Consider the following 21,904-nt stretch of genomic DNA (forward strand, 5'->3'; position numbering starts at 1 on the left):
ATGTACTTGGGCTTTCGGCCGGTGCGGCGAGAGTGCGTGCCGGGCGTCGCGACGGGGCGAACGTTGCCTGCCACGGCACTAGGTCCTGTGCACCATCGCCTCGATGCCGGCCACCAGGAGTTCCAGGGCGAACGTGAAGTCCCGCTCCATCATCTCCTCGACCGTGTCGACGCCGCGGGCCTCCATGAGCCTCGTGGACTCCTGGACGACCTCGGCGGCGTCCGGGGAGCGCGTTGCCGTGCTCATGGATTCCTGGAAGTACTCGTCCGGGGTCATGCCGGTGTCCGCGACGCGGGCGAAGAAGTGGCCCTCGATCGTGCCGTAGCCGTACACGAACTGGAAGACGGCCGCGATGGCCCCGGCGACGCCGTGCGCCGGCAGCCCGGTCCTGCGGAGGACCTGCTGGACGACCCGGGAGAAGCCGAGGTTGTTCGGGCCGATGTTGAGATAGGTGCCGACCAGCGGCGACAGCCAGGGATGGCGGACCAGCAGGCTCCGGTACTCCCGGGCCAGGGACCGCAACTGGTCGCGCCAGTCCTCGCCGGACTCCGGGTCGGGCAGGTCCAGTTCGCCGAAGACCGCGTCGAGGGCGAGTTCGAGGAGGTCGTCCTTGGTGTCGACGTACCAGTAGACGGACATCGCCGTGACGTTCAGCTCGGCGGCGAGCCGGCGCATGGAGAACTTGGCCAGTCCCTCGGCGTCCAGCAACCGCACGGTGACCTCGGTGATCCGCTCCCGGTCCAGCCCGGACGGCTGTCCGCCGCCACGCCCGCTGCGGCGCGCCTTGCCCGCGAGCCAGACACTGGTCCGCGCCGCCCGCCGGGCCGCTTCCACCATGGCGCACCTTCCTTGATCGTTCAGTGCCGGCCAGCTTAGGCGCCCCCGAGGGGGCACGAGACCGTGTCCGGCGTGCTGCCGCCCGCGCGGGTGCGGCCGGCCACGACGAACCCGCACCCCCCGCCTGCCCGGCCCCGCGCGTTCCCGACGCCGCGACAGACGACGCCGGCCCCTAGGCGACCCTCCCGGAGTCTGCCCGCTCCGCCCTGCGCAGCAACGCGGCGGCGACCAGTCCCCCCAGCAGCACGGCCACCGCCCCCGCCAACTGGCTGGTCTGAAGCCCGGAGGAGAACGCGTCGGTGACCCGCGCCCGCTCCTGCGCCGACCCCGCGGCGGCCAGCGCGGCGGGCAGCGAGGAAGCCGCCGCGGCCGGAAGCAGCGCCGCGAACCGCGCGTTCAGCACCGCGCCCAGCACCGCCACCCCCAGCCCGTTCCCGAACTCCGCCAGCGTGCCGTTGATACCGGCTCCGGCCCCCGCCTTCTCCTGCGGTATCGCGCTCATGAGGGCGTGCGCCATCGCCGGGTTGGCGATCGCGCACCCCACCCCGATGAGCAGCAGCCCGAGCAGCGTGCCGGCGTACCCACCGGAGGCGACCGTCGCGATCGACACCAGGCCCGCCGACATCAGCGCCATGCCCAGCCCGATGGCGACGGGGAGGCCGAGTCCGCCCGCCCACCGCGCCGACAGGCCGGAGAAGTTCAGCGCCACGACCGTCAGCGCGAGAGGTGCCGTCCGCAGGCCCGCCTCCAGCGGGCCGTAGCCGAGCACGAACTGCATGTGCTGGGTGAGCAGGAAGAGCGAGCCGGTCATGCCGAAGGTGATCAGGACCAGCCCCGCGACCGCGCCGGTGAAGTGGCGGTTGCGGAAGAAACGGAGGTCCAGCATGGGGTACGGGACCCGGCTCTCCCAGTACCCGAACGCGCTCAGGACGACGACCGCGACGGCCGCGGTACCCAGCACCCGTCCCGACGTCCAGCCGTGCTCGGGGCCGGAGATGATCGCGAACACGAAGGCCGTCATGCCGATCGTCGACAGCAGCGCGCCGAGCAGGTCGGGGCGGTCGCCCTGCGGATTCTTGGACTCCGGGACCAGCGTGCAGACGGCCACCAGGCCCAGTGCCACGACCGGCAGATTGATCAGGAAGATCGCGCCCCACCAGAAGTGGTCCAGCACGAACCCGCCGACCAGCGGGCCGCAGGCGAAGCCGAGCGCGTTGACCGCGGCCCAGATGCCGATCGCCCTGGCGCGCTCCGCGGGCGTGAAGATCTGCATCACCACGGCGAGGGTGGTGGTCAGCAGCAGCGCGCCGCCCACGCCCATGCCCGCCCGCGCGGCGATCAACTGCCCCGTGGAGTCCGCCAGTCCGGCGGCCAGCGACCCCGCGCCGAAGATGGCCAGGCCCGCCGTCAGCAGCTTCTTGCGGCCGTAGCGGTCGGCGGCGCTGCCCGCGGTGAGCAGCAGCCCGGACTGCACCAGCGAGTACGCGTTGATCATCCACTGGATGTCGGAGGTGGCCGCGCCCAGCCCGCTGGTGAGCGAGGGGATCGCGACGTTCAGGACGGTGTTGTCCAGCACCACGGTGAGCTGGGCGAGGCAGATGACCCCGAGGATCAGCCAGCGCTGGGGGTGGCCGGCGTCCTGGGTCCGCTCGGCGGCCTGCTCCTGGAAAGACGTCGTCATGCTGTACAGCGTAGAACACATCCTATACGGCGTACAAGACGGCGCCGGAAAAGGGCGGTGACCGGAGCCACCGCCCTTCCGTGACGTCAGGCGTCCGGAGTCGGCCGCCGGCCACAGGGCCGCCGACCGCCGACCGCGGGGCCGACCGGCCCCCTACACCTGCCGCGTGAGGTCGTAGAAGGTGGCCGAACCGACCGTGACCTTCTTGAAGGTGGCCTCGACCCACGTGGTGATCTGCGAGGACGTGCCGTCGCCGGAGCCGCCCATGCCACCGCCGGAACCGGAGGCGATGAAGTAGTGGATCTTTCCGTCCGCCACGTACTCCTTGAACTGGGCCAGCGTCGGCGACGGGTCGGTGCCGTTGAAGCCGCCGATCGCCATCACCGGGTCACCTGTGGCGAGCTGGTAACTCGCGGCGTTCTGGGCGCCGATGGCCGCGGCGGCCCAGGTGTACTGGTCGGCGTCCGCCTCCAGCAGCTTCTTCGCCTCGGCGGTGACGGAGGCGCCGTTGATCAGGCCGCCCATGCCCGCGCCGCCCGTCCGGCCGCCCTCGCCGAGGGCCGCGCCTCCCCCGCCGGGGAAGCCGTTGCCCTGCGGGGTCTGGCCCTGGCCCTGGGGGGTGCCGTTCTGGCCGGGCATGCCACCACCGGGGAAGCCGCCGGTGCCGCCCGTGCCGCCGCCCGGAGTGCCCTGCCCCTGTGTGTTCCCGTTGCCGTTCTGCTGGTTCTGGCCGCCGCCGGGCAGGCCGTCGCCCATGCCGCCACCGCCGCCCCGGCCGCCCATCATGCTCGCGCCCGCCGGCCCGGCCGTCGGGATGGAGCCGGTGTGCGCGGAGTCGACGGTGCTCAGCGTGTACGCGGCCGGACCGGCCAGCGAGGCCACGATGCCCAGGCCCACCGCGGCGAGCGCGAGCTGCCGGCCCAGCCGGGCCACGAAGATCAGGCCGAGCCCGGCGACCAGGCCGCCGACGAGGACCAGCCACTTCAGCCAGGGCAGGTAGTCCGGAGTGCGGTTGAGCAGGACGTACCCCCAGGCGGCGCTCGCCACGACCGCGGCCGCGAGGCCGAGCGACGCCCAGCTCTCCGCGCGCCTCTCCCACAGGAGCGCCGAGCCCATGCCGATCACGGCGGCCAGATAGGGGGCGAGGGCGATCGTGTAGTACTGGTGGAAGATGCCCGCCATGTAGCTGAAGACCACCATCGTGATCAGCAGCGAGCCGCCCCACACCAGGAACGCACCACGGGTGGCGGAGGTCCGCTCGGGCATGGGGGTCCCTCCCCTCGAGCGAAGCCGGGAGTGGGGGAGGGTGGCCACGAGCCCGGCGACGAGCAGGATCAGCGCGGCCGGCAGCAGCCAGGAGACCTGGCCGCCGATCTCGGAGCTGAACATCCGGTCCCAGCCGGTCTCGCCCCACTGTCCGGTACCACCGCCACCGCCACCGCCGACGCTGCCGGTCTCCTCGCCGTTCAGCCGGCCGAGGCCGTTGTAGCCGAAGGTCAGCTCCAGGAAGGAGTTGTTCTGCGAGCCGCCGATGTACGGACGGGAGGACGCGGGCCACAGCTCCACGATCGCCACCCACCAGCCGCCGGAGACGACCAGCGCGACCGTCGCCAGGGCCAGCTGCCCGCAGCGCCTCTTCAGCGCCACCGGAGCGCAGAGCGCGTACACGATCGCCAGCGGCGGCAGGATCAGGAAAGCCTGAAGCGTCTTCGCGAGGAACGCGAAGCCGATCGCGACACCGGCCCACACCAGCCACTTGGTCCGGCCGTCCTCCAGGGCCCGGGTGACGAAGTAGCAGGCGAGCGCCATCAGCAGCGCCAGCATGGCGTCCGGGTTGTTGAACCGGAACATCAGCGCCGCGACGGGGGTGAGCGCGAGCACCGCGCCCGCGAGCAGACCGGCCCCGGGGCCGGACCGGCGGCGCACGGAGGCGTACACGACGGCGACCGTGCCCACCCCCATCAGGACCTCGGGGGCCAGGATCGCCCACGAGTTCAGGCCGAAGATCCTGACCGACAGCTCCATCGGCCACAGCGAGGCCGGGGGCTTGTCGACGGTGATGGCGTTGCCGGCGTCCAGCGAGCCGAAGAACATCGCCTTCCAGCTCTCGCTGCCGGCCTGGACGGCCGCGGAGTAGAAGGAGTTGGCGTATCCGGAGGCGCTCAGGTCGTAGAGGTAGAGCACGGCGGTCGCGAGCAGCAGGCCGAGGAACGCGGGGCGCGCCCAGCGGGGATCCTCGGGCCGGCCCCGCCACAGTCCGCGGACGAGGGGCTGCCAGGGCTCACCGGACTCGGGGGCGGGCGGGGCCCCGACTGCCACGGGCTCCTGAACGGCCGTGTCGGTACCGGTGGTCGGCGGTTCCCACGCGGCGGGGCTCCGCGGGGCCGGCTGGTCGGTGTGCGTGGTCATCGGAGGTCCCTCGGGTCGGTGGTCTCGTACGTGGTGTCGTGGGCCGGGTCGAATGCCTGCCGGTACGTGGTGTCGTGGGCCGGGTCGAATGCCTGCCCGTTGCTCGGCTCGGGCGCCGTGCCGTAGGTCGGCTCGGGCGGCGTCTCGTGGTCCGTCTCGTGCGAGGCTTGCGGCGCTGTGGCGTACTGCGCCGTCGGGCGCTGCGGCAGCGGCGCGTGGTGGTGCGGCCGGCGCTCGTGCCGGCTCCTGGATGGCACCGTGACGTGGGCCGGCGGGGACGGCAGGTGGCCTGCGACCACTGTCGTGGGCTGGTCCTGGCGCCGGTCGGGGAACACCCAGGCCCGGAAGAGCAGAAAGCGCAGCACGGTCGCGGCCAGGTTGGCGGTGACGAGGATGGCCAGCTCGGTGGAGTGCGCCGGGTCGGCGGTCGCCGCGTTCAGGGCGGCGAGGGAGCCGCTGGTCAGCGCGAGGCCGATACCGAAGACGACCAGGCCCTGCGCCTGGTGCCGGGCGGCACCGGTCCGCCCGCGCACCCCGAAGGTCAGGCGCCGGTTGGCCGCCGTGTTCGCGACCGCCGAGACGAGCAGCGCGAGCGCGTTGGCCGGCTGCGCGCCGCCGAACTGCCGGAAGACGCTGTAGAGCAGCAGATAGAAGAGGGTGGACAGGCCGCCGACCACACAGAACCCGACGAGCTGACGGGCCAGCCCCGTCGGTACGTCCTGGATCTCGCGGTCGCGCGGATCGTCGCCGAACGGGCGGGTGATCCGGTCCAGCGGCAGGGAGCCGCCGGCCAGGGCCTTGCCGACCCGCCACACGCCCTTGAGGTCGTCGGTCGCCGTCTGCACGATGTGGACGGTGGAGTCCGGGTCGTCGACCCAGTCCACCGGCACCTCGTGGATCCGCAGGCCCGCCCGCTCGGCGAGGACCAGCATCTCGGTGTCGAAGAACCAGCCGGTGTCCTCCACCAGCGGCAGCAGTACCTGGGCGACATCGCGGCGGATCGCCTTGAAGCCGCACTGCGCGTCCGAGAAGCGGGCCTGGAGGGAGCCGCGCAGGATGAGGTTGTAGGCGCGGCTGATGAACTCGCGCTTCGGCCCGCGGACCACCCGCGAGCTACGGGCGAGCCGGGAGCCGATCGCCAGGTCGGAGTGGCCGGAGATGAGGGGAGCCACCAGCGGCAGCAGGGCGTTGAGGTCGGTGGACAGGTCCACGTCCATGTAGGCGAGGACCGGGGCGTCCGAGGCGGACCAGACGGTCCGCAGGGCCCGCCCGCGGCCCTTCTGCTCCAGCCGGAAGGCCCGCACCTCCGGGAGCTCCGCCGCCAGCCGCGCGGACACCTGCGGGGTGGTGTCCGTCGACGCGTTGTCCGCGATCGTGATGCGGAACGCGTACGGGAACGTGCGCTTGAGGTGGTTGCGCAGTCTCAGCACACACGGCCGGAGGTCCTTCTCCTCGTTGTAGACGGGGATCACTACGTCCAGGACAGGCGTACCGGCGTCTGCGGCCGGGAGGTGCTCCCGCGCCGGCAGGGTGCCGGGAGAAGAGTCGGTTCGCATGCCGACGACTCTGGTCAGGCCCCCTGTTGCACCCATGTGGCGGCGCTGTGCTGCGCCTGTGAGTGCGATTGCCAGTTCGTTCCGGGCGCCGGACAAGGGCTCACCGGGCCCGGCGCGGGCAGGTGCAACGTGAACACGGTGCGCCCCGGAACGCTGTCGACGGTCACCGCGCCCTCGTGCGCGGTCGCGACGGCCTGCACGATCGCCAGGCCCAGACCGGTCGACCCGGAGGCACGCGAACGCGAGGAGTCGCCGCGCGCGAACCGTTCGAAGACCCGCGGCAGCAGTTCGGGCGGGATGCCCTGACCGTCGTCCTCCACGTCCACGCACAGCCACGGCCCGCGCCGCTGCACGCGCGCGGTGACGGTCGTCCCGGGTGGTGTGTGCTTGCCGGCGTTGGCCAGCAGGTTGACCAGCACCTGCTGCAAGCGGGCCGCGTCCGCGGACACGAGCGCCGGTTCGTCGGGCAGGTCGAGCCGCCAGTTGTGGTCGGGCCCGGCCGCGCGCGCGTCGCTGATGGTGTCCACGACGAGCGGTACGAGGTCGGTCTGCTCGAACTGGAGCGGCCGGCCGGCGTCCAGGCGGGCGAGCAGCAGCAGGTCCTCCACGAGGAAGGTCATCCGTCCGGCCTCGGACTCGATCCGGCCCAGGGCGTGCCGGGTGTCCGGGCCGACCTGCTCCCGGCCGCGCCGGGTCAGCTCGGCGTATCCGCGGATGGAGGCGAGCGGGGTTCTCAGCTCATGGCTGGCGTCCGCGACGAACTGCCGTACGCGGGTCTCGCTCTGCTGGCGGGCGTGCAGCGCGCCGTGGACGTGGTCGAGCATCCGGTTCAGCGCGGCGCCGACCTGGCCGACCTCGGTGTGCGGGTCGGTCTCGGACTCGGGCACCCGCTCGCTGAGGTTGACCTCGCCGGTGTGCAGGGGGAGTTCGGAGACCCGGGTGGCGGTCGCGGCGACCTTGCGGAGGGGGCGGGTGGCGACGCCGACCAGCACGTACCCCGCGATGCCGGCCGCGACCAGGCCGGCGGCGGTGACGCTCAGCTCGACCAGGATCAGGGTGGTGACGGTGCTGTCGGTCTCGGCGGTGGGGATGGCCACGTAGTAGGTGCCGTTGGGGCCGTCCGCGTAGGTGACGCGGTAGTCGCCGAGCCCGGGGATCTCGACCGTGTGCGCGTTGTCGTCCTCGGGGACGGAGTCGAGCGCCTTCAGCTGGGCCGCGGTGAGCTCGACCGCGTCCATCTCGTAGTCGTCGGCGTTCTTCTCGCCGACCCTGCCCTCGGTGACGGAGCCCTTCACGACCTGCGCCGCGACGGTGCCCCTCGGTTGCGGACCGTTCAGGACGAGCTGGTCGAGGGTCCTCTTCGGCGGCGGGCCGGGGTTCTTGGCGTCGCCGCCCTTGCCGCCGGGGGGTTCGAAGTCGCCCGACGCCCGCGCCGCGACCTCCCTCACCTGCCCGTCCAGCTGCTCGTACAGATGCGACCGCAGCGCCAGTGTCGTCACGGTGCCGATCACCGCGCAGACCACGGCGATCAGCACCACCGAGGCGACGACGAGCCGGCTCCGCAGGGTGCGCGGCGTGCCCGCTCGCTTCTGCTGCGTACGTGGCCGTCGTCGCCCGCTCATCAGGCGGCGGGCTTGATCAGGTAGCCGGCGCCGCGCCGGGTGTGGATCATCGGCTCACGACCGGCGTCGATCTTGCGCCGCAGGTAGGAGATGTAGAGCTCGACCACATTGGCCTGCCCGCCGAAGTCGTACGACCACACACGGTCGAGGATCTGCGCCTTGCTGAGCACCCGCCGCGGGTTGCGCATCAGGAAGCGCAGCAGCTCGAACTCGGTGGCGGTGAGGTGGATGTTCTCCCCGGCCCGCGACACCTCGTGGCTGTCCTCGTCCAGGGTGAGGTCACCGACGACCAGCGTGGAGTCCGAGCGCCGGTCGGCGGCACCGGAGCGCCGGATGAGCCCGCGCAGCCGGGCGACGACCTCTTCGAGGCTGAACGGCTTGGTGACGTAGTCGTCGCCCCCGGCGGTCAGCCCGGCGATACGGTCCTCGACGGCGTCCTTGGCGGTGAGGAACAGGACGGGCACGTCCGGCAGCTCCCGCCGCAGCCGCCCCAGAACGGCCAGCCCGTCCATGTCCGGCAGCATCATGTCCAGGACGACGGCGTCGGGTCGGAAGTCACGGGCGGTCTGGATGGCGCCCGTACCGTCACCCGCGCTCCGGATCTGCCATCCCTCGTAGCGCAGGGCCATGGACAGCAGTTCGGTGATCGACAACTCGTCGTCCACCACCAGCACTCGGACGGGGCTCCCGTCCGGCCTCAGCAGTTCGGTGCGCCCCTGGGGCGAGGTCGTGGTCATGCTCGAACCTTCTCGGGGCCCCCTGAGAACGCCCTTTCGGCTGTCTGTGATTTTCCTGAGAAACGCACAGGCGACTCTAAGGGAAGCACTGGGAAGCGCTGGGAAGCCCACCCGTCCGGGCCACCACCGGAACGGGAAGCCCGGTGTGGGACCGGCCCACACCCGGTGACCGGCGCGCACCCGGTCGCCGCCATGGGGCCGGCCCGCACCTGCCGGGAGGAGTTCGTGGGTGCGCCGGGGTGCGCCTCTCTCGCGAACCGGCCTTCACCGCGACTCAGAACAGCCCGTCCTGCACGACCGCCGTCTCTTTGAACGCCCGCACAGGCACGGACAGTTGACCGCTCGCGGATGGCACCAGCTCCCACCCGGTCATCAGCCGCGTGTCGAGCACCACCACCCCGCCGGCCGCTTCCAGGTGCAGGTCGGGCCCCGCTGCCGCCACCAGCCGACCGCCGACCGCGCCGCCCGCGACGAGCTCGCGCACCTGGACGGTGGTGGGAGACCCGGTGCCGGCGTCGGTGACCAGACCGGTGAGTCCGAACACGTCGACGTGATCGACAGGTCGGCACGGCGCGGGTGTCAGCGACTCCGGCCACCCGCCGAGCATCACGGCACGGGCGTGCAACTCCGTGATCTCAGCCGCCCGTTCCGCCCGCGCTCCCGGCAACCGGGCCCGTACCGCCCGCTTGTCGGCGTACGGGATGCGGTCCGGCACCCCGAGTGCGGCACGCAGCAGCTCCTCGGTGCGCCGCGCCGCCATCAGCGGGCCGATGCCCAGCCAGCTGAAGCAGACGGCGCCCTGTTCGAGCAGGCGCGCGGAGCCGCGTTCTTCGGCGGTGATGCCGACCTTGAGCATGCCGGGCCCGAACCACGCCAGATACACCCGGTACGGCCGCGGATCGTCCGCCAGGGTGTCGGCGGCCACGGAGTGCGCCCGGTCCAGCCGCGCGCACTCCTCGCAGCGCGCCCCCGTACTCCGGGCCGAGACGGCCGCCCGCGTCGGACATGGATGCCCCCGCGCTCCCACACATGTCCGCACGCCCCCTTCCGCGACCTCGAAGGCCACCCGCTTCCCCCAGGTCAGCGCACTGCGCCGCCCGCCGTCCCACACCAGCACGGGACCGTCCGCCGACCACCGCAGCCCCGCGCACCTCCATGCCTGTGCCATCTCTCCCGAGGGTAGGCGGCACCACTGACAACGGCAGGCCGGCGGCGTCCGGGGCGGGCGCGGACCTCAACCCCCGGAAGGAGCGGTGGCCGACACCGGCCCACCGGCCCCGCACACGACCTCGCCCCCGGCCCCAGCTCCTGCTACGCCCCCGCCCCCGGCCCCGGCCCTGGTGGCGGCAGGCGCCCCCTCCACCGCCCCATCCACCGCAGCCACCCCCGCCGTACGCGTACGGCTCGTACGCGTACGGCGAACCCCCCGCCCCGCCAGCCGGCACCCGACGCACCCGGGGTGCCCGACGCGCGCACTCGTGTCCCGCACCCGCATCCCCCACTCCGCCCTGGGCCGCATCCCCGGGGGCTTGCCCCAGCCGGTGAGATGCAGGGCCCAGGTGACGAGAAGGCTCAGGACGTCGATCCCGGCGCCGACCACCAGGAGCGGCACCGACACCAGGCACACCCCCACACCCAGCACCGTCGTCCCGACGGTGGCGATGCCGAACCCGGTCCAGCCCGCGACCGTGTGCCCCTCGTCATACTGATGTGCGCTCATGTGCCCGCCTTCCTCCTCGTCGGACGAGTTACCTCACGACCTAAGAAGTTTACGGCCTTAATCTCTCACAAGCTAAGGGAAACAGAAACCCGTCATGCCAGCCACGTCGCGCCCCACCGCCACTCCGGCCCAGGCGCTGTCGGCGATGGACTCCCTCATCGCCGCCCACCTCCTCGGCCAGCAGGAGATGGCCCAGCGACTGGGCCTCAACGTCACCGACCTCCTGTGCTTCGCCTACGTCCTCCAGGCCGGCGAGAACCTCCTGACAGCGGGCGAGATCGCCGAACGCGCCCACGTCACCACCGGCGGCGTGACCGGCATCCTCAACCGTCTCGAACGCGCCGGTTACGTCACCCGCGTCCCCGACCCGGCGGACCGCCGCCGGGTCCGGGTGGCCGCCGTCCCGGACGCGGTCACCCGGGTCGTGGCCCTCTACGCTCCCCACTACGCCCGCCTGACCGACCTCTTCGCCGACTACTCCACCGACGAACTCGCCGCCATCACCGACTGGTTCACCCGCGCGACGGCTCTCGCCCACGGCTACATCGAGGAACTCCGGGACCGGGACCGGGACGCCGAGGGGGAGTGACGCGTACGGCGCCGGGTGCCCCTGCGAGAGTGGCCCGGTGCTGATGAATCCCGAGAACACCCTGTTCATAAGAGCCACGCCGCCCGGCCCTCCCGTACTCCTCCTCGCCGACACCCCCCTCCACGACCGACTGCCGTCGGTGACCGCGCCGGACGGATCGGTGCCCCTGTGCCAGAGCTGGAGCCTGCTCCCCAAGCCCACCGTGTGCGTGGTGGACGGGCCGGGCGAGGCCGGTCTGATGATCCCGGCCATGGTCGCCCCGGTCCTCGACGGGACCGGCGCGAGCGAGGACGGCATGGACGCCATGGCCGCCTGGCGCGGCGACGCGGAACAGGCGGGCGGCGCGATCGTCCTGTCCCTCGACCGGATACCGGACGTGATCGACTGGCCCCAACTCCTGGGCTCGGGCACGGCACGCGGCGGTTTCCTGCGACTCCTGCGGTGACCGCAGTCGGGGGTGACCCCCCGGGCATGGTGGTGCTGGCTCCACCCCCGATCCGGTAGGGCGCTCCATCGTTCCCGCTAGCGGACGAGGGCATCGTTGGACCTGGCTGATCCCAGCTGAAGCTCGACTGAAGGCCGATTGAAGTCCGGCCGGTGTCAGCTGAATCCCCAAGGTTCACCGCCCGTCCGGAAGGAATCGTCATGGAGTCGCTGCTCACGTCGAAGCCGCAGCCCGCGCGCTGCGAGCCACGAGCGGCCCGCACGACGCCGGCGACCTCCACGATCCCCGTACGTTCCAAGCCCACCGCGCCCATGACGTCCGCCGCGCCCACCACTCCCATGACGTCCGCCGCGCCCTCCGCGGCCCCGGGCCCCTTCGCCTCCTTCATCCGCTTCGTGATCTGCGGCGGCGGCATCGGCCTCCTCGCCGGCCTCGCCGTACCGCTGCTCGCCCAGGCGGTGCCCTGGGCGGTGGCGAACGCGGTGATCACCGTCGCGTCCACCCTCCTGTGCACCGAGCTGCACGCCCTCTTCACCTTCGGCACGGGCCGCCGCGCCGGCTGGCGCCGGCACTGGCAGTCCGCGGGCTCGGCCACGGCCGCGTATGTGGTGACCTGCGCCGCGGTGTTCCTGCTGCACGTGGTCCAGTCGTCGCCGAGCGTGCTGTGGGAGCAGGCGGTCTACCTCTCCGCGTCCGGTCTCGCCGGGATCGGCCGCTTCCTGGTCCTGCGCCTGTTCGTCTTCGCGACCGGCGACCGCCGGCAGCCGGCGACGCGCGAGCGGAGGACACGGCAGGAGCCGGAGCCCAGGACGACCACCCAGCGCAGGACGGGCGACGACTGGAACCTTCCGTTTGTGAGGGCTGAGGCGTTTGCCGGATGACTGCCCGATGACGGGCTAGCGTGCCCATGTCACTGTTCAGGTGAGAGTGCACCCCTGTGGTGCACGAGGGGGGATTCCTTCCCATGCAGACCACGCGGAACCCGAGGACCATGTGGAGTACCTGGAGTACACGGCGCACGCGTATCAAACCGACCGAGCTGCCCGAGCTGCCCGAACCCACCGGCCCGACCGCGCCGACCGAGCGCGTCGGACGGACCAGACGCACGGCAGCGCGAGGCATCCGCGGAGGCCCGGTGCGACTGGCCATCGCGCTGCTCGCCGGCACCGGTCTGGCCCTGTCCGCCTCGGGCCCCGCCCAGGCCGTGACCACGGTCGACATCCCGGCCCCGACCACCGGCGGCGTCTCGGCGACGGTGAAGTTCCACGGCACGGTCGTCCCGAAGGCCTACCACCCGGACCCCACCGCCTACTTCGGTGACCGTAAATGCCTGAACACCTACCACGACTACGACCCCACGCCGGGCTGCGGCGGCTTCAAACTGGACGTCGAGCTGCACAACGTCCGCCACCAGCCGGGCTACCTCGCCGGCCTGCCCAGCACCGACGACCGCTTCGACGCGTACGCCGACACCGCACGCACCTTCGGCTGCCTCCAGCCCGACGGCACCTTCGACCACGACACCGGCTTCGTCGTCCGCACCGAGCAGCAGCCGCTGACGCACACGTACTACACCACGCAGACCTCCTGGGTCCTCTCCCAGCAGGCCCGCTACCCCGACCAGGACACCGGCCCGGGCTTCTACGTGAACTTCCCCGCCGTCGAGGTCGACTGCCCCGAGGGCATGACGCCGACCCAGTACGGCCTGAAGGTCACCGACATCAACGTCACCGTCGCCGACGACAACACCTTCGGCCACTCCACCTGGCACACCCCGGGCCCGTTCTACGGCTGACACCGCGAGGACCTCGCACACCGGCGCGCCCGTCGCCCCACCGCGCCAGGAAGCCGAGTCGCCGTCAGGCCCGTGCGCGTCCACGGCCTACCGGTCTCCGGCCTACGGGTCTCCGGCCCAGGGGTCTCCGGCCTACTCGAGGACGCCGCTGCGCCTGCCCTCCTCGAGCAGAGCCCGGGCCAGAGAGGACTTCGCTCCCGGTGCCACGAACCACAGGGGCACGGGGCTACGGCTTCTGTGCATCTCGACGCGGACGCAGGCCGTGACCAGTCCCACCATCGCCGTCTCCTGCACCCCCGTCACCTCGCTCCACGGCACGGAGTCCCGTATCCGGCCGAACCGGTCACTGACGGCCACGCCATCCGCGCACAGATAACACCTGTTGACCCCGAGCCGGGCGCTCAGCCGGCGCCATCCGAACATCCAGGCGTACACCGCGGCCACCACGGCAGTCATGCCGATGATGTTCATGCCGACCGCGGACGGGTTGAAGACGGTAGCCCCGAGCAGGGCGATCCAGCCCAGCCACATGAACCCCCGCAACACCTGGAGCGCGACACCGGTGGTCGGGCTCATGACGCTGTGGTCGCCGCGGATCTCACCGAGCCCGAGACCCTCCACTCCGTTCCGCACCAGTGCCCCCTCCCCCGAAGCCCGCCCCGAGCCACAGCCCCGATCGGCAGGCCCATGACATACCCGAACGACCGCGCTTCCGAACGGGACTGCCCTGGAGAGTTCCACCCCTTCGTCGGACATGACCCGCGACAACGCACGAGGCCCGACGCTCGACCGGGTGGAACACAAAAGCCAGAGGGTCTATGGATCACTCCATAGGCCCTCTGGCTACTGTGCACTCGGCAGGATTCGAACCTGCAACCTTCTGATCCGTAGTCAGATGCTCTATCCGTTAAGCTACGAGTGCTTGTTCTGTTTTTCGCCGTTCTTGGCCCTTCTGGGCCGCTCGCGGCGACAGGAAGAACATTACATGACTGCCGCCGCCATGTGAAATCCGTTTGCCATACCGCTTGTGAGCTGCGGAAACGCGTCAGAAGGGGGAGGCGGGGAACGACGAAGCCCCGGTCTGCGGACCGGGGCTTCGTGATCAGGTGCGGAGGCGGAGGGATTTGAACCCTCGATGGGCTTTAAGGCCCAAACCGCATTAGCAGTGCGGCGCCATAGACCGGACTAGGCGACGCCTCCCGCACAACCTCCCGCGCGAGCGCGAGTGGTGCGTGCAGATGATGACACAGTCGAGCGGGGTGTCACCAATCGCCTCCCACGGTACTAGGCAGGCGGCCCGCAGAGCAAAGTCCTTATGGGCGGCGCAACGTCCCGTGGCCCACCGCGTTGGTCAGGGCATGTCGCAGGTCACCCGGCTCGGCCGGTTCCCAGGTCTCACCCGGCTCCTCGTCGCCGTCGGCTCCGTGGGCTCGGTCGTGTCCATCGCCGCGGTGCCCACGGCGGCCGCCGCTCCCGCCGTCCCCTCCATGGCGCCCCCGCCCGTCCGGGACGAGGACCGGTCACCCGTCGGTGATCACCTCGTCGTCACCGTGCGGAACGCGGGCGCCTCCGCCGACGGGACGTTCCAGGTGGACTGCCACCCCAGCCGGGGGACCCATCCCGACGCCGGCGGCGCCTGTGCCGCCGTCGACCGGAACACACGGTGGGGGAAGGACGTCTTCGCCCCCGCACCGAAGGACAACTTCTGCACCATGCAGTACGGCGGGCCGGCCACCGCGCGGGTCACCGGGACCTGGGCCGGACGGCCCGTCGACGCCACGTTCGACCGCAGCGACGGCTGCCAGATCGGGCGGTGGGACCGGCTCGTGCCGCTGCTCCCCGAGCTCTGAACTCCTGGCCCGGCCGACCTGGACCCCTGAACCAGCCGGGACCAAGCCCACACCGCCGCGACTGCGGCTGCGGTTGCGGTTGCGGTTGCGTTGCGGCTACGGCTACCGAGGGTCCCCCCGCCGTTCCATGGCGGACGCCCCGGATCCGTAAAAGTCCCGGACCGTTCCGGCCCGGGTCCCGTCCAGACCGCGTCCCGGTGCCGTCCCGTCCCGCCCAGGTCACGCCCGGGGGAAGGGGGAGCGCAGAGGCGCGGTCGCGTATGCGGTCACACGTTCTACGTCACTTCGTCGTGCGACCTCCCTCTCATCCGGCGTCGCGAGCGCAACCGCTGCCCTTAGACTCCCTCGCGTGACACGTCGCGGGCCGGTTGGCAAGATGGCCCGAGCGGTCGGCAAGGTGCGGTAACAGGGAGGAAGCGTCTCGTGAGCAGCAGGCCATCCCGAGGCGCTGCTCGCCTCGCAGCCATACTCGACGCGCTTCCCGACGCGTTGGTACTGGTCAACGCCAACGGGACCGTCGTCAACGCCAACACCATCGCCCTGGAGGCCTTCGAGGCACCAGGGACCGCTCTGGTGGGGCGGGGGCTGCTGGACCTGCTGCCGCAGTTCGACTCCAGGCTCATCCCCGGTTCCATGCGACGGCCCGACCACATGGACCCGCGCGGCCGGACCAAGCCGACCCGGATGGTCGCCCGGCGGACCGACGGGAGCGAGTTCCCGGTCGAGGTCACCAGCGCGAACCTCGAGAACGGCCAGCAGGCCTACGACGGTTACGGCAACGGCGCCGATGAGCTGCTGATGCTCGTCGTCCGGGACCTGACCGGGACCGTGGACACCGAGGCCGAGCTGGCCCGCTCGCAGCGGCAGACCGAGATGATCCTGCGGGCCGCGTCGGAGGGTGTCGTGGGGACCGACACCGACGGGCGGATCGTGCTCGTCAACCCGGCCGCCGCTCAGATACTGGGTTACCGGGCCAGCGACCTCGGCGGGCGTGAGCTGCACGAGCTCGTGCTCCACTCCCGTTCCGACGGCACGCCCTTCGCGTACGAGGAGTCGCCGCTCGCCGACACCCTGCGCTCCGGGCGCAAGCACCGGGTGCGGGGGCAGGTGCTGTGGTCGAAGAAGGGGGACAAGGTCCCGGTCGACCTGACGACCGCGCCCGTCCGGGACGGCGACCAGCTCGTCGGCGCCGTGATGACCTTCGCCGACCGGCGGCCGTACGACATGCTCGCCGAGGAGAAGGCGGCCGTCGAGAAGCGCCACGAGGAGGAGCTGGAGCGGCTCTCCGAGGAGCACGCCTCCGAGCTGACCGCGCTGCGGCAGAAGCACGTGAACCAGCTGGAGGAGATCCAGGAGCAGCACGAGGAGGAGCTCGCCGCTGGCGAGGAACGCTACGCCGCCCTCGGGGAACGGGAGAAGGACCGCTACGAGGCCCTCGCCGGCCGGCACGAGCAGCTGCTGACGCTGCTCGCCCAGTCGCTGCGCGGCCCCCTCGACGAACTGCGCCGCGAGCTCTCCGCCCTGGCCGCCGACGACGCGGGACAGTTGTGGCCCGAGGCCAACCAGGTGCTCCACCACCTGTCGGCCGGCTACTCGCGGATCACGACGCTCATCGACAACGTCCTCGGGTACCAGCGCCTCGACACCGGGGTGGATGGCATCACCCGTACGAAAGTGATGCTCGACGCCGTCGTCGCGGCGGGTGTCGACGGGGCCGTGGAGCTGATCGGGCCCGGGCGGGTGCAGTTCGCCGTGCACGCGCCGCCCATCGAGGCCGAGGTCGACTCCCGGCTGCTCGCCACCGCGCTCGCCCACCTCGTCGCGGATGTCGCCGGTGTCGACGCGACCGGCAACGCGCCTGTCTCGGCGGGCGGTTACATGGACAACACCGTCGTCGTGGCGGCGGCGCAGCGCGGCGAGGTGGTACGGATCGAGGTACGCGGGCCGTACGCCGGGGGCGACCCGGTGCACGAGCCGATCGTGCGCGGGATCGTGCGGGCGCACGGTGGCGTGCTTCAGACGCACGAGGTGCCGGGCATGAGCGGCAGCGCGTACGTCCTCGAAGTCCCGCTCGGCGGCGGGGCGGGGGCCGTCGGGGCTCCGGGCCCGGCCGCGCTGGAGGCGGCGCCGGGCGAGGTCGCGCTGCCCGAGCAGGCCACCTCCGGCGGGCGGCGGCGGGCCCGGCGGTCCTCCACCGACGCCTTCCTGGACGTCGAGGGGCCGGCCGACGGTGACGGCGGCGAGGGCGGCGAGGCGGAGGCCTCGGCGCCGACCGGACGGCGCCGGCGACGGGCCGCCGCCGCGCAGGAGTCCGCGCCCGTCCCGGCCCAGGCCGCGGGCGAGGCCGGAGAGGGCTCCGGCGGCACCGGACGACGCCGTGGACGACCCGCCGAGGTCGCCGCCGGGGGCGGTGGCGAGAGCTCGGACAGTGGTGACGGTGGTAGGGGTGGTGAGAGTGGTAGCGGTGGCAGCGGTGGTGAAGGTGCGGCCCCGGTGGGCCCGGGCGCGGGTGTCGTAGGCGTCGCGGGCGTTGCCGGTGTCGCCGGGGTCGCCGGGGTTTCGGAGGGTGCCGTCGTCACCGCCGCCGAGTACGCGTCCGGGACCGCGGCCGCCGGGACCGGTCTGGGCGGCACGGTGCCGCCGCAGGGGGTGCCCGCACCCGGCGGACGTCGGGCCCGGCGCGAGACCGGTGAGCAGCACGCGCTGCCGCCGGCGCTGCCCGCCGTGGCCTCCCCCGATCCGGCCCAGGGTGCCGGGACGGCCGGCTCCGCCGAGGATCCGCAGCAGCCCACCGGACGGCGTCGGCGGGCACTGGCCGCCGCCACGGAGCGCGCGGCCACGCAGGAGACGGGTCCCCGTACGGTGTTCGCGCTGCCGCCCGCCGAGGCGGACCGCCCGACCGGCGCCCCGGCTGGGCAGCCGGCGAACGCGGCTACGACTCCGGTTCCGGTTCAAGGGGATCCGGCTCAGGCTTCGGCTCCGGTTCCGCTGCCGCTTCCGGGGCACGTGCGGGTTCCCGGTCAGGGTGGTGCCGCTGACGCCGGTGCCGACGACGGCCGGCACGACGCCGTGCCGCACAGCCAGGCCGACGACCACACTCCGCCGCAGCCGCATCCCACGAACGCGCCCACCGGGCGCCGCCGGCGGGCGGTCGGCCAGCGAGCGGAGACGGAGACCGCCGGGTCGCCCGCGCAGCAGGTCCCGGCTCAGGGCACCGCAGCGCAGGGAGCCGCCGGGCAAGCGGCGCCGGTCCCGGCGGGCGTGCCTCAGGCCCACGTGGCCGAGGGGGCTCCCGTCACAGTCGCAGGACAAGGCCATACGGCAGGACAGGCGGCGCCCCTGCCCGGGCAGCCGGTGCCTGCTGCCGGACAGCCGGGTCAGCCCGGGATGCCCGTTCCCGCGTCGGGTACGGCCGGGCACGGAGTCCAGATGGCCCCCGGCCAGCCGGTCGTGGCGCAGGGCGCGGCAGTCCCGCCCGGCGCGTCGGTGCCGACGGTGCCGACAGCTCAGGGGCAGGGTGTCCCCGTTCCGGCTCAGCACGCGTCCGGGCAGCACGCGTCCGGGCAGCTCGGCCTGCCCGCTCAGGCCGCACCGGGGCAGCCGGGACCTGGGCAGCCAGGGCTGGGACAACCGGTACCGGGCGCTCAGGGACAGGTCCCGCCCGGTCAGGCCGTCGTCCCGCATCAGGGGGTACCCGCCCAGGCGCTTCCGGCTCAGGAGGGCTCGGCTCAGGGGCTTCCGGCCGCTCAAGGCGTATCCAGCACCACCGGCGCGGGTCAGCCGCTGCCGGCCGAGGCCGCGCCCGGTCAGGCAGCGCCCGGTCAGGCAGCGGTCGCGCCGGGCCAGCCGGTCCCCGGCCAGGGTATTCCCCCTGGTCAGGCCGTCCCCGCCGGTCATGTCGTGCCCTCCGGTCAGGGCGCCCCGGTTCAGCCGGTCCCCGCCCAGGGCGGCGTCCCTCCGCAGGGAACTCCGGCCCAGGGCACGACCGCACCGGGAATCCCGGCACCGGTCCCGCCCGCGCCGGGCACCTCCGCACAGACCGCCCCCGCTCCCGCCCCGCAGCAGTGGCCCGGTGCCCAGGGCACGTCCGGCGCCGGCCTGCCCGTAGCGCCGAACGGCGCCGCCGGCCTCGTACCGCCGAACGGCGCCCCCGCCCCGCAGTCGCCGCAGCCCAATCAATCCTCAGAGGCCGCACCGGCCATGCCGGGCATGCAGGCCGCACAGGCCGTGCCGGCACCAGCCGCGCCGGCCCCCGGCGCACCCGTGCCCCCCGGCACCCCCCTCCCGCCACAGGCCGCCCCGGGTCATCCTCGCGCCGCCCAGCCGCTGCCCGCGGAAGCCCCGGGTGCCCCCGGTGCCATCCCGTCGGCCGCGCCCGCCGCGCCCTCCGCACCTCCGCCCGACCCTGCCGTCGATCCCAACTCGACCCAGGGCCGGGCCATCAGCGTGCGCACGCTCGGGCAGGGGGTGCCGTTCACGCGGCAGGCACAGGTGCAGGTGCAGGGTCAGTCCCCCGCCCACCCGCATCTCCACCCGGCGCAGCCCTCGGCCACGCCTCCGCCGCATCAGCCGGGCGGCTCAGGTCGGCGTCGCAAGCTGGGTACGCGGACCGATCCCGCCGTCGGGCACCCCGAGCAGGCGGCCCGTCCGCATCCGCAGGCCGACCAGGCCGGCGTACCGACGCAGGCACCGTCGCAGCAGCCGCATCCGCAGCCGTCCCTGGCCGGACAGTCCCGGCTGGCGCAGGCGACCGAGGGCACGGGGCGGTCGTACGCCATAGGGGCACCGGACGTGAACGCCGCCGAGGGTCCCGAGCCGCTGGACGGTCCGGGGGGCGCCGTCGAGGTGGCGGACCCGCCCCGGCCTCAGCCGATGGACGACGAGCTGCCGCCGGAGCCGCTCGACAACCCGCGCAGGCTGCTGGTGTGGCCGGCGCCGGACGTCACCACCCAGCAGGCGCTCAGCGACCGCGGGTACCGGCCGGTCATCGTGCACTCGCGCGAGGAGGTCGACGCGCAGATCGCGGCGTTCCCGGCCGCGCTGTTCGTCGACCCGCTGACCGGGCCGATCACCCGGACCGCGCTGCAGTCGCTGCGGCAGGCGGCCGTCGCGGCCGAGGTGCCGGTGCTGGTCACGGCCGGGCTCGGCCAGGCGTCGCGGGAGGCGGCGTACGGCGCCGATCCCGCCGTCCTGCTGAAGGCGCTGGCGCCGCGTGACACCGAGCAGCATCCGCCGCGGGTGCTGCTGATCGAGGAGCACGCGGAGATCGCGCTGGCGCTGACCGCGACGCTGGAGCGGCGCGGGATGCAGGTCGCGCGGGCCGCGAGCGACGCCGACGCGGTGACACTGGCGGGGCAGCTCAGGCCGAACCTGGTCGTGATGGACCTGATGCAGGTCCATCGGCGGCGGGCCGGGATCGTGGACTGGCTGCGGGCGAACGGACAGCTCAACCGCACCCCGCTGGTCGTCTACACCGCCGCCGTCGACCAGGCGGACCTGCCGCGGCTGGCGTCCGGCGAGACGGTGCTGTTCCTGGCCGAGCGGTCCACGAGTACCGAGGTGCAGTCGCGGATCGTGGATCTGCTGGCCCGGATCGGCATCAACTAGTGCCGCGGCAGGCAACGTTTGCCCGTCAAGGAGCGGCGTCCGGTGCGTGCTCTCGGCGTGCCGGCCGGAAGCCCTCGTACTGGATGTACTTGGGCTTTCGGCCGGTTCGGCGAGAGGGCGTGCCGGGCGTCGCGACGGGGCGAACGTTGCCTGCCACGGCACTAGCCACGACGCCGGTGTGGAGCGGGCTTCCTTTGCCGGATGCCGGGTGTGGCGAGGACCTCTGCCGGATGCCGGGCGTGATGAACGCCTGTGCCGGGTGCGGATGCCGGGTGTGATGAACGCCTGTGCCGGGTGCGGATGCCGGGTGTGATGAACGCCTGTGCCGGGTGCGGATGCCGGGTGTGATGAACGCCTGTGCCGGGTGCGGATGCCGGGTGTGATGAACGCCTGTGCCGGGTGCGGGTGCCGGGTGTGGTGAACGCCTGTGCCGGGTGTGCGTCCCGCGTGTCCTCCACGCGTACGTCTAGGGCGCGATCAGCCGCCGCGCCGCCTGCTTGATCGAGGCGCGCAGCCGCTCCCGGTCGGCGTCCTCCGCGCCCGTGAGGACGCGGCGCATCTGGGGGACGGCGGCGGCCCAGTTGGCGAGGGCCGTCAGGAGGAACAGCAGGTCGCGGGGCGGGAACGCGTCCGTGATGACGCCGCGGGCCTGGCCGTCCTCGATGGCGGCGACCTTGCGGGTGTAGTGGTCCTGGCGCTCGGTCTCGTCGGGGAGTTCGTCGCTGCCGTACTCGATGCCCTCCCAGAACAGGAGGCGCAGCAGTTCGGGGTGGGCGGCGTGGTAGTCGAGCAGGCGGTCGATCCAGCCCTCGATGTCGTCCGGGTCGACCGGGACGGAAGCGGCGAGGTCCACCATGCGCGCGCCGAGGACTTGTGTGAACAGCTCCGCCTTGTTGCCGAAGTAGGCGTAGATGAGCTGCTTGTTCGCCTTGGCCGCGGCCGCGATGCGGTCGATGCGGGCGCCCGCGATGCCGTGGCGGGCGAACTCGGCGACCGCCGCCTCGAAGATCCGGGCCTTGGTGGCCTCGGGGTCTCTCACTGCCATGAGGGCAGCGT

General features: G+C 72.9%; 16 protein-coding genes and 2 tRNA genes. 6 read left to right on the plus strand and 12 right to left on the minus strand.

Annotated features, from left to right (window positions below; genetic code table 11):
• Positions 1–78: 78 nt before the first annotated feature.
• The 8 genes from QQS16_RS21055 to QQS16_RS43985 form a co-directional block, all read right to left on the minus strand.
• Positions 79–837 (minus strand): TetR/AcrR family transcriptional regulator, encoded by a 759-nt coding sequence (locus tag QQS16_RS21055; protein ID WP_286063382.1) that lies wholly within the window; start codon positions 835–837, stop codon positions 79–81.
• Between the two features lie 172 nt (positions 838–1,009).
• Positions 1,010–2,518 (minus strand): MFS transporter, encoded by a 1,509-nt coding sequence (locus QQS16_RS21060; RefSeq protein WP_286063383.1) that lies wholly within the window; start codon positions 2,516–2,518, stop codon positions 1,010–1,012.
• Between the two features lie 153 nt (positions 2,519–2,671).
• Positions 2,672–4,927, minus strand: coding sequence for an ArnT family glycosyltransferase (locus QQS16_RS21065; protein ID WP_286063384.1), 2,256 nt, complete (start codon positions 4,925–4,927; stop codon positions 2,672–2,674).
• A complete protein-coding gene (locus QQS16_RS21070) occupies positions 4,924–6,483 on the minus strand; it encodes a bifunctional glycosyltransferase family 2/GtrA family protein (protein ID WP_286063385.1) in 1,560 nt (519 codons plus the stop codon). Before QQS16_RS21070 ends, QQS16_RS21065 begins: the two co-directional genes overlap by 4 nt.
• Before the next feature lie 14 nt (positions 6,484–6,497).
• Positions 6,498–8,105 carry a sensor histidine kinase gene (locus tag QQS16_RS21075; RefSeq protein ID WP_286063386.1) on the minus strand — a complete coding sequence of 536 codons (1,608 nt, stop codon included), beginning with the start codon at positions 8,103–8,105 and terminating at the stop codon, positions 6,498–6,500.
• Positions 8,105–8,842 (minus strand): response regulator transcription factor, encoded by a 738-nt coding sequence (locus QQS16_RS21080; protein WP_286063387.1) that lies wholly within the window; start codon positions 8,840–8,842, stop codon positions 8,105–8,107. Before QQS16_RS21080 ends, QQS16_RS21075 begins: the two co-directional genes overlap by 1 nt.
• Before the next feature lie 274 nt (positions 8,843–9,116).
• Entirely contained in the window at positions 9,117–10,010 is an 894-nt protein-coding gene (locus QQS16_RS21085; RefSeq protein WP_286063388.1) for a DUF2797 domain-containing protein, read from the minus strand.
• Positions 10,011–10,076: 66 nt separating this feature from the next.
• Complete coding sequence (locus QQS16_RS43985; RefSeq protein WP_502963818.1) at positions 10,077–10,562, minus strand: HGxxPAAW family protein; 486 nt, start codon at positions 10,560–10,562, stop codon at positions 10,077–10,079.
• 94 nt (positions 10,563–10,656) lie between these two features.
• On the opposite strand from QQS16_RS43985, the gene QQS16_RS21095 reads away from it, so the two are divergent.
• The 4 genes from QQS16_RS21095 (at position 10,657) to QQS16_RS21110 (ending at position 13,391) form a co-directional block, all read left to right on the plus strand.
• Positions 10,657–11,151 carry a MarR family winged helix-turn-helix transcriptional regulator gene (locus QQS16_RS21095; protein WP_286063389.1) on the plus strand — a complete coding sequence of 165 codons (495 nt, stop codon included), beginning with the start codon at positions 10,657–10,659 and terminating at the stop codon, positions 11,149–11,151.
• Positions 11,152–11,194: 43 nt separating this feature from the next.
• On the plus strand, positions 11,195–11,596 hold the full coding sequence (locus tag QQS16_RS21100) for a hypothetical protein (RefSeq protein ID WP_286066399.1): 402 nt from the start codon (positions 11,195–11,197) through the stop codon (positions 11,594–11,596).
• 338 nt (positions 11,597–11,934) lie between these two features.
• Complete coding sequence (locus QQS16_RS21105) at positions 11,935–12,477, plus strand: GtrA domain-containing protein (RefSeq protein WP_286066400.1); 543 nt, start codon at positions 11,935–11,937, stop codon at positions 12,475–12,477.
• Positions 12,478–12,731: 254 nt separating this feature from the next.
• Positions 12,732–13,391 (plus strand): hypothetical protein, encoded by a 660-nt coding sequence (locus tag QQS16_RS21110; protein ID WP_286063390.1) that lies wholly within the window; start codon positions 12,732–12,734, stop codon positions 13,389–13,391.
• Between the two features lie 132 nt (positions 13,392–13,523).
• Here QQS16_RS21110 and QQS16_RS21115 read toward each other — a convergent pair whose 3' ends face one another.
• The 3 genes from QQS16_RS21115 to QQS16_RS21125 form a co-directional block, all read right to left on the minus strand.
• Entirely contained in the window at positions 13,524–14,024 is a 501-nt protein-coding gene (locus QQS16_RS21115) for a hypothetical protein (protein WP_286063391.1), read from the minus strand.
• 216 nt (positions 14,025–14,240) lie between these two features.
• Positions 14,241–14,313, minus strand: a tRNA-Arg gene (locus tag QQS16_RS21120).
• 187 nt (positions 14,314–14,500) lie between these two features.
• A tRNA-Ser gene (locus QQS16_RS21125) sits at positions 14,501–14,591 on the minus strand.
• 158 nt (positions 14,592–14,749) lie between these two features.
• Between QQS16_RS21125 and QQS16_RS21130 the strand changes: the two genes are divergently transcribed.
• Together QQS16_RS21130 and QQS16_RS21135 are read left to right on the plus strand one after the other, a co-directional pair.
• Positions 14,750–15,241, plus strand: a complete 492-nt coding sequence (locus tag QQS16_RS21130) for an SSI family serine proteinase inhibitor (protein WP_286063393.1) — start codon at positions 14,750–14,752, stop codon at positions 15,239–15,241.
• A 423-nt stretch (positions 15,242–15,664) separates the two neighbouring features.
• Positions 15,665–20,848: a PAS domain-containing protein gene (locus QQS16_RS21135; protein WP_286063394.1), complete on the plus strand. Its 5,184-nt coding sequence runs from the start codon at positions 15,665–15,667 to the stop codon at positions 20,846–20,848.
• Between the two features lie 466 nt (positions 20,849–21,314).
• Here QQS16_RS21135 and QQS16_RS21140 read toward each other — a convergent pair whose 3' ends face one another.
• Complete coding sequence (locus QQS16_RS21140; RefSeq protein ID WP_286063395.1) at positions 21,315–21,893, minus strand: TetR family transcriptional regulator; 579 nt, start codon at positions 21,891–21,893, stop codon at positions 21,315–21,317.
• Positions 21,894–21,904 lie beyond the last annotated feature (11 nt).

The sequence above is a fragment of the Streptomyces sp. ALI-76-A genome (assembly GCF_030287445.1).
Classification (GTDB): domain Bacteria; phylum Actinomycetota; class Actinomycetes; order Streptomycetales; family Streptomycetaceae; genus Streptomyces.

Excerpts from the sequence above, each read along its gene's own strand:
- QQS16_RS21055 (WP_286063382.1), bottom strand. The coding sequence starts at position 837 with ATGGTGGAAGCGGCCCGGCGGGCGGCGCGGACCAGTGTCTGGCTCGCG.
- QQS16_RS21060 (WP_286063383.1), bottom strand. The coding sequence starts at position 2,518 with ATGACGACGTCTTTCCAGGAGCAGGCCGCCGAGCGGACCCAGGACGCC.
- QQS16_RS21065 (WP_286063384.1), bottom strand. The coding sequence starts at position 4,927 with ATGACCACGCACACCGACCAGCCGGCCCCGCGGAGCCCCGCCGCGTGG.
- QQS16_RS21070 (WP_286063385.1), bottom strand. The coding sequence starts at position 6,483 with ATGCGAACCGACTCTTCTCCCGGCACCCTGCCGGCGCGGGAGCACCTC.
- QQS16_RS21075 (WP_286063386.1), bottom strand. The coding sequence starts at position 8,105 with ATGAGCGGGCGACGACGGCCACGTACGCAGCAGAAGCGAGCGGGCACG.
- QQS16_RS21080 (WP_286063387.1), bottom strand. The coding sequence starts at position 8,842 with ATGACCACGACCTCGCCCCAGGGGCGCACCGAACTGCTGAGGCCGGAC.
- QQS16_RS21085 (WP_286063388.1), bottom strand. The coding sequence starts at position 10,010 with ATGGCACAGGCATGGAGGTGCGCGGGGCTGCGGTGGTCGGCGGACGGT.
- QQS16_RS43985 (WP_502963818.1), bottom strand. The coding sequence starts at position 10,562 with ATGAGCGCACATCAGTATGACGAGGGGCACACGGTCGCGGGCTGGACC.
- QQS16_RS21095 (WP_286063389.1), top strand. The coding sequence starts at position 10,657 with ATGCCAGCCACGTCGCGCCCCACCGCCACTCCGGCCCAGGCGCTGTCG.
- QQS16_RS21100 (WP_286066399.1), top strand. The coding sequence starts at position 11,195 with ATGAATCCCGAGAACACCCTGTTCATAAGAGCCACGCCGCCCGGCCCT.
- QQS16_RS21105 (WP_286066400.1), top strand. The coding sequence starts at position 11,935 with ATGACGTCCGCCGCGCCCTCCGCGGCCCCGGGCCCCTTCGCCTCCTTC.
- QQS16_RS21130 (WP_286063393.1), top strand. The coding sequence starts at position 14,750 with ATGTCGCAGGTCACCCGGCTCGGCCGGTTCCCAGGTCTCACCCGGCTC.
- QQS16_RS21140 (WP_286063395.1), bottom strand. The coding sequence starts at position 21,893 with ATGGCAGTGAGAGACCCCGAGGCCACCAAGGCCCGGATCTTCGAGGCG.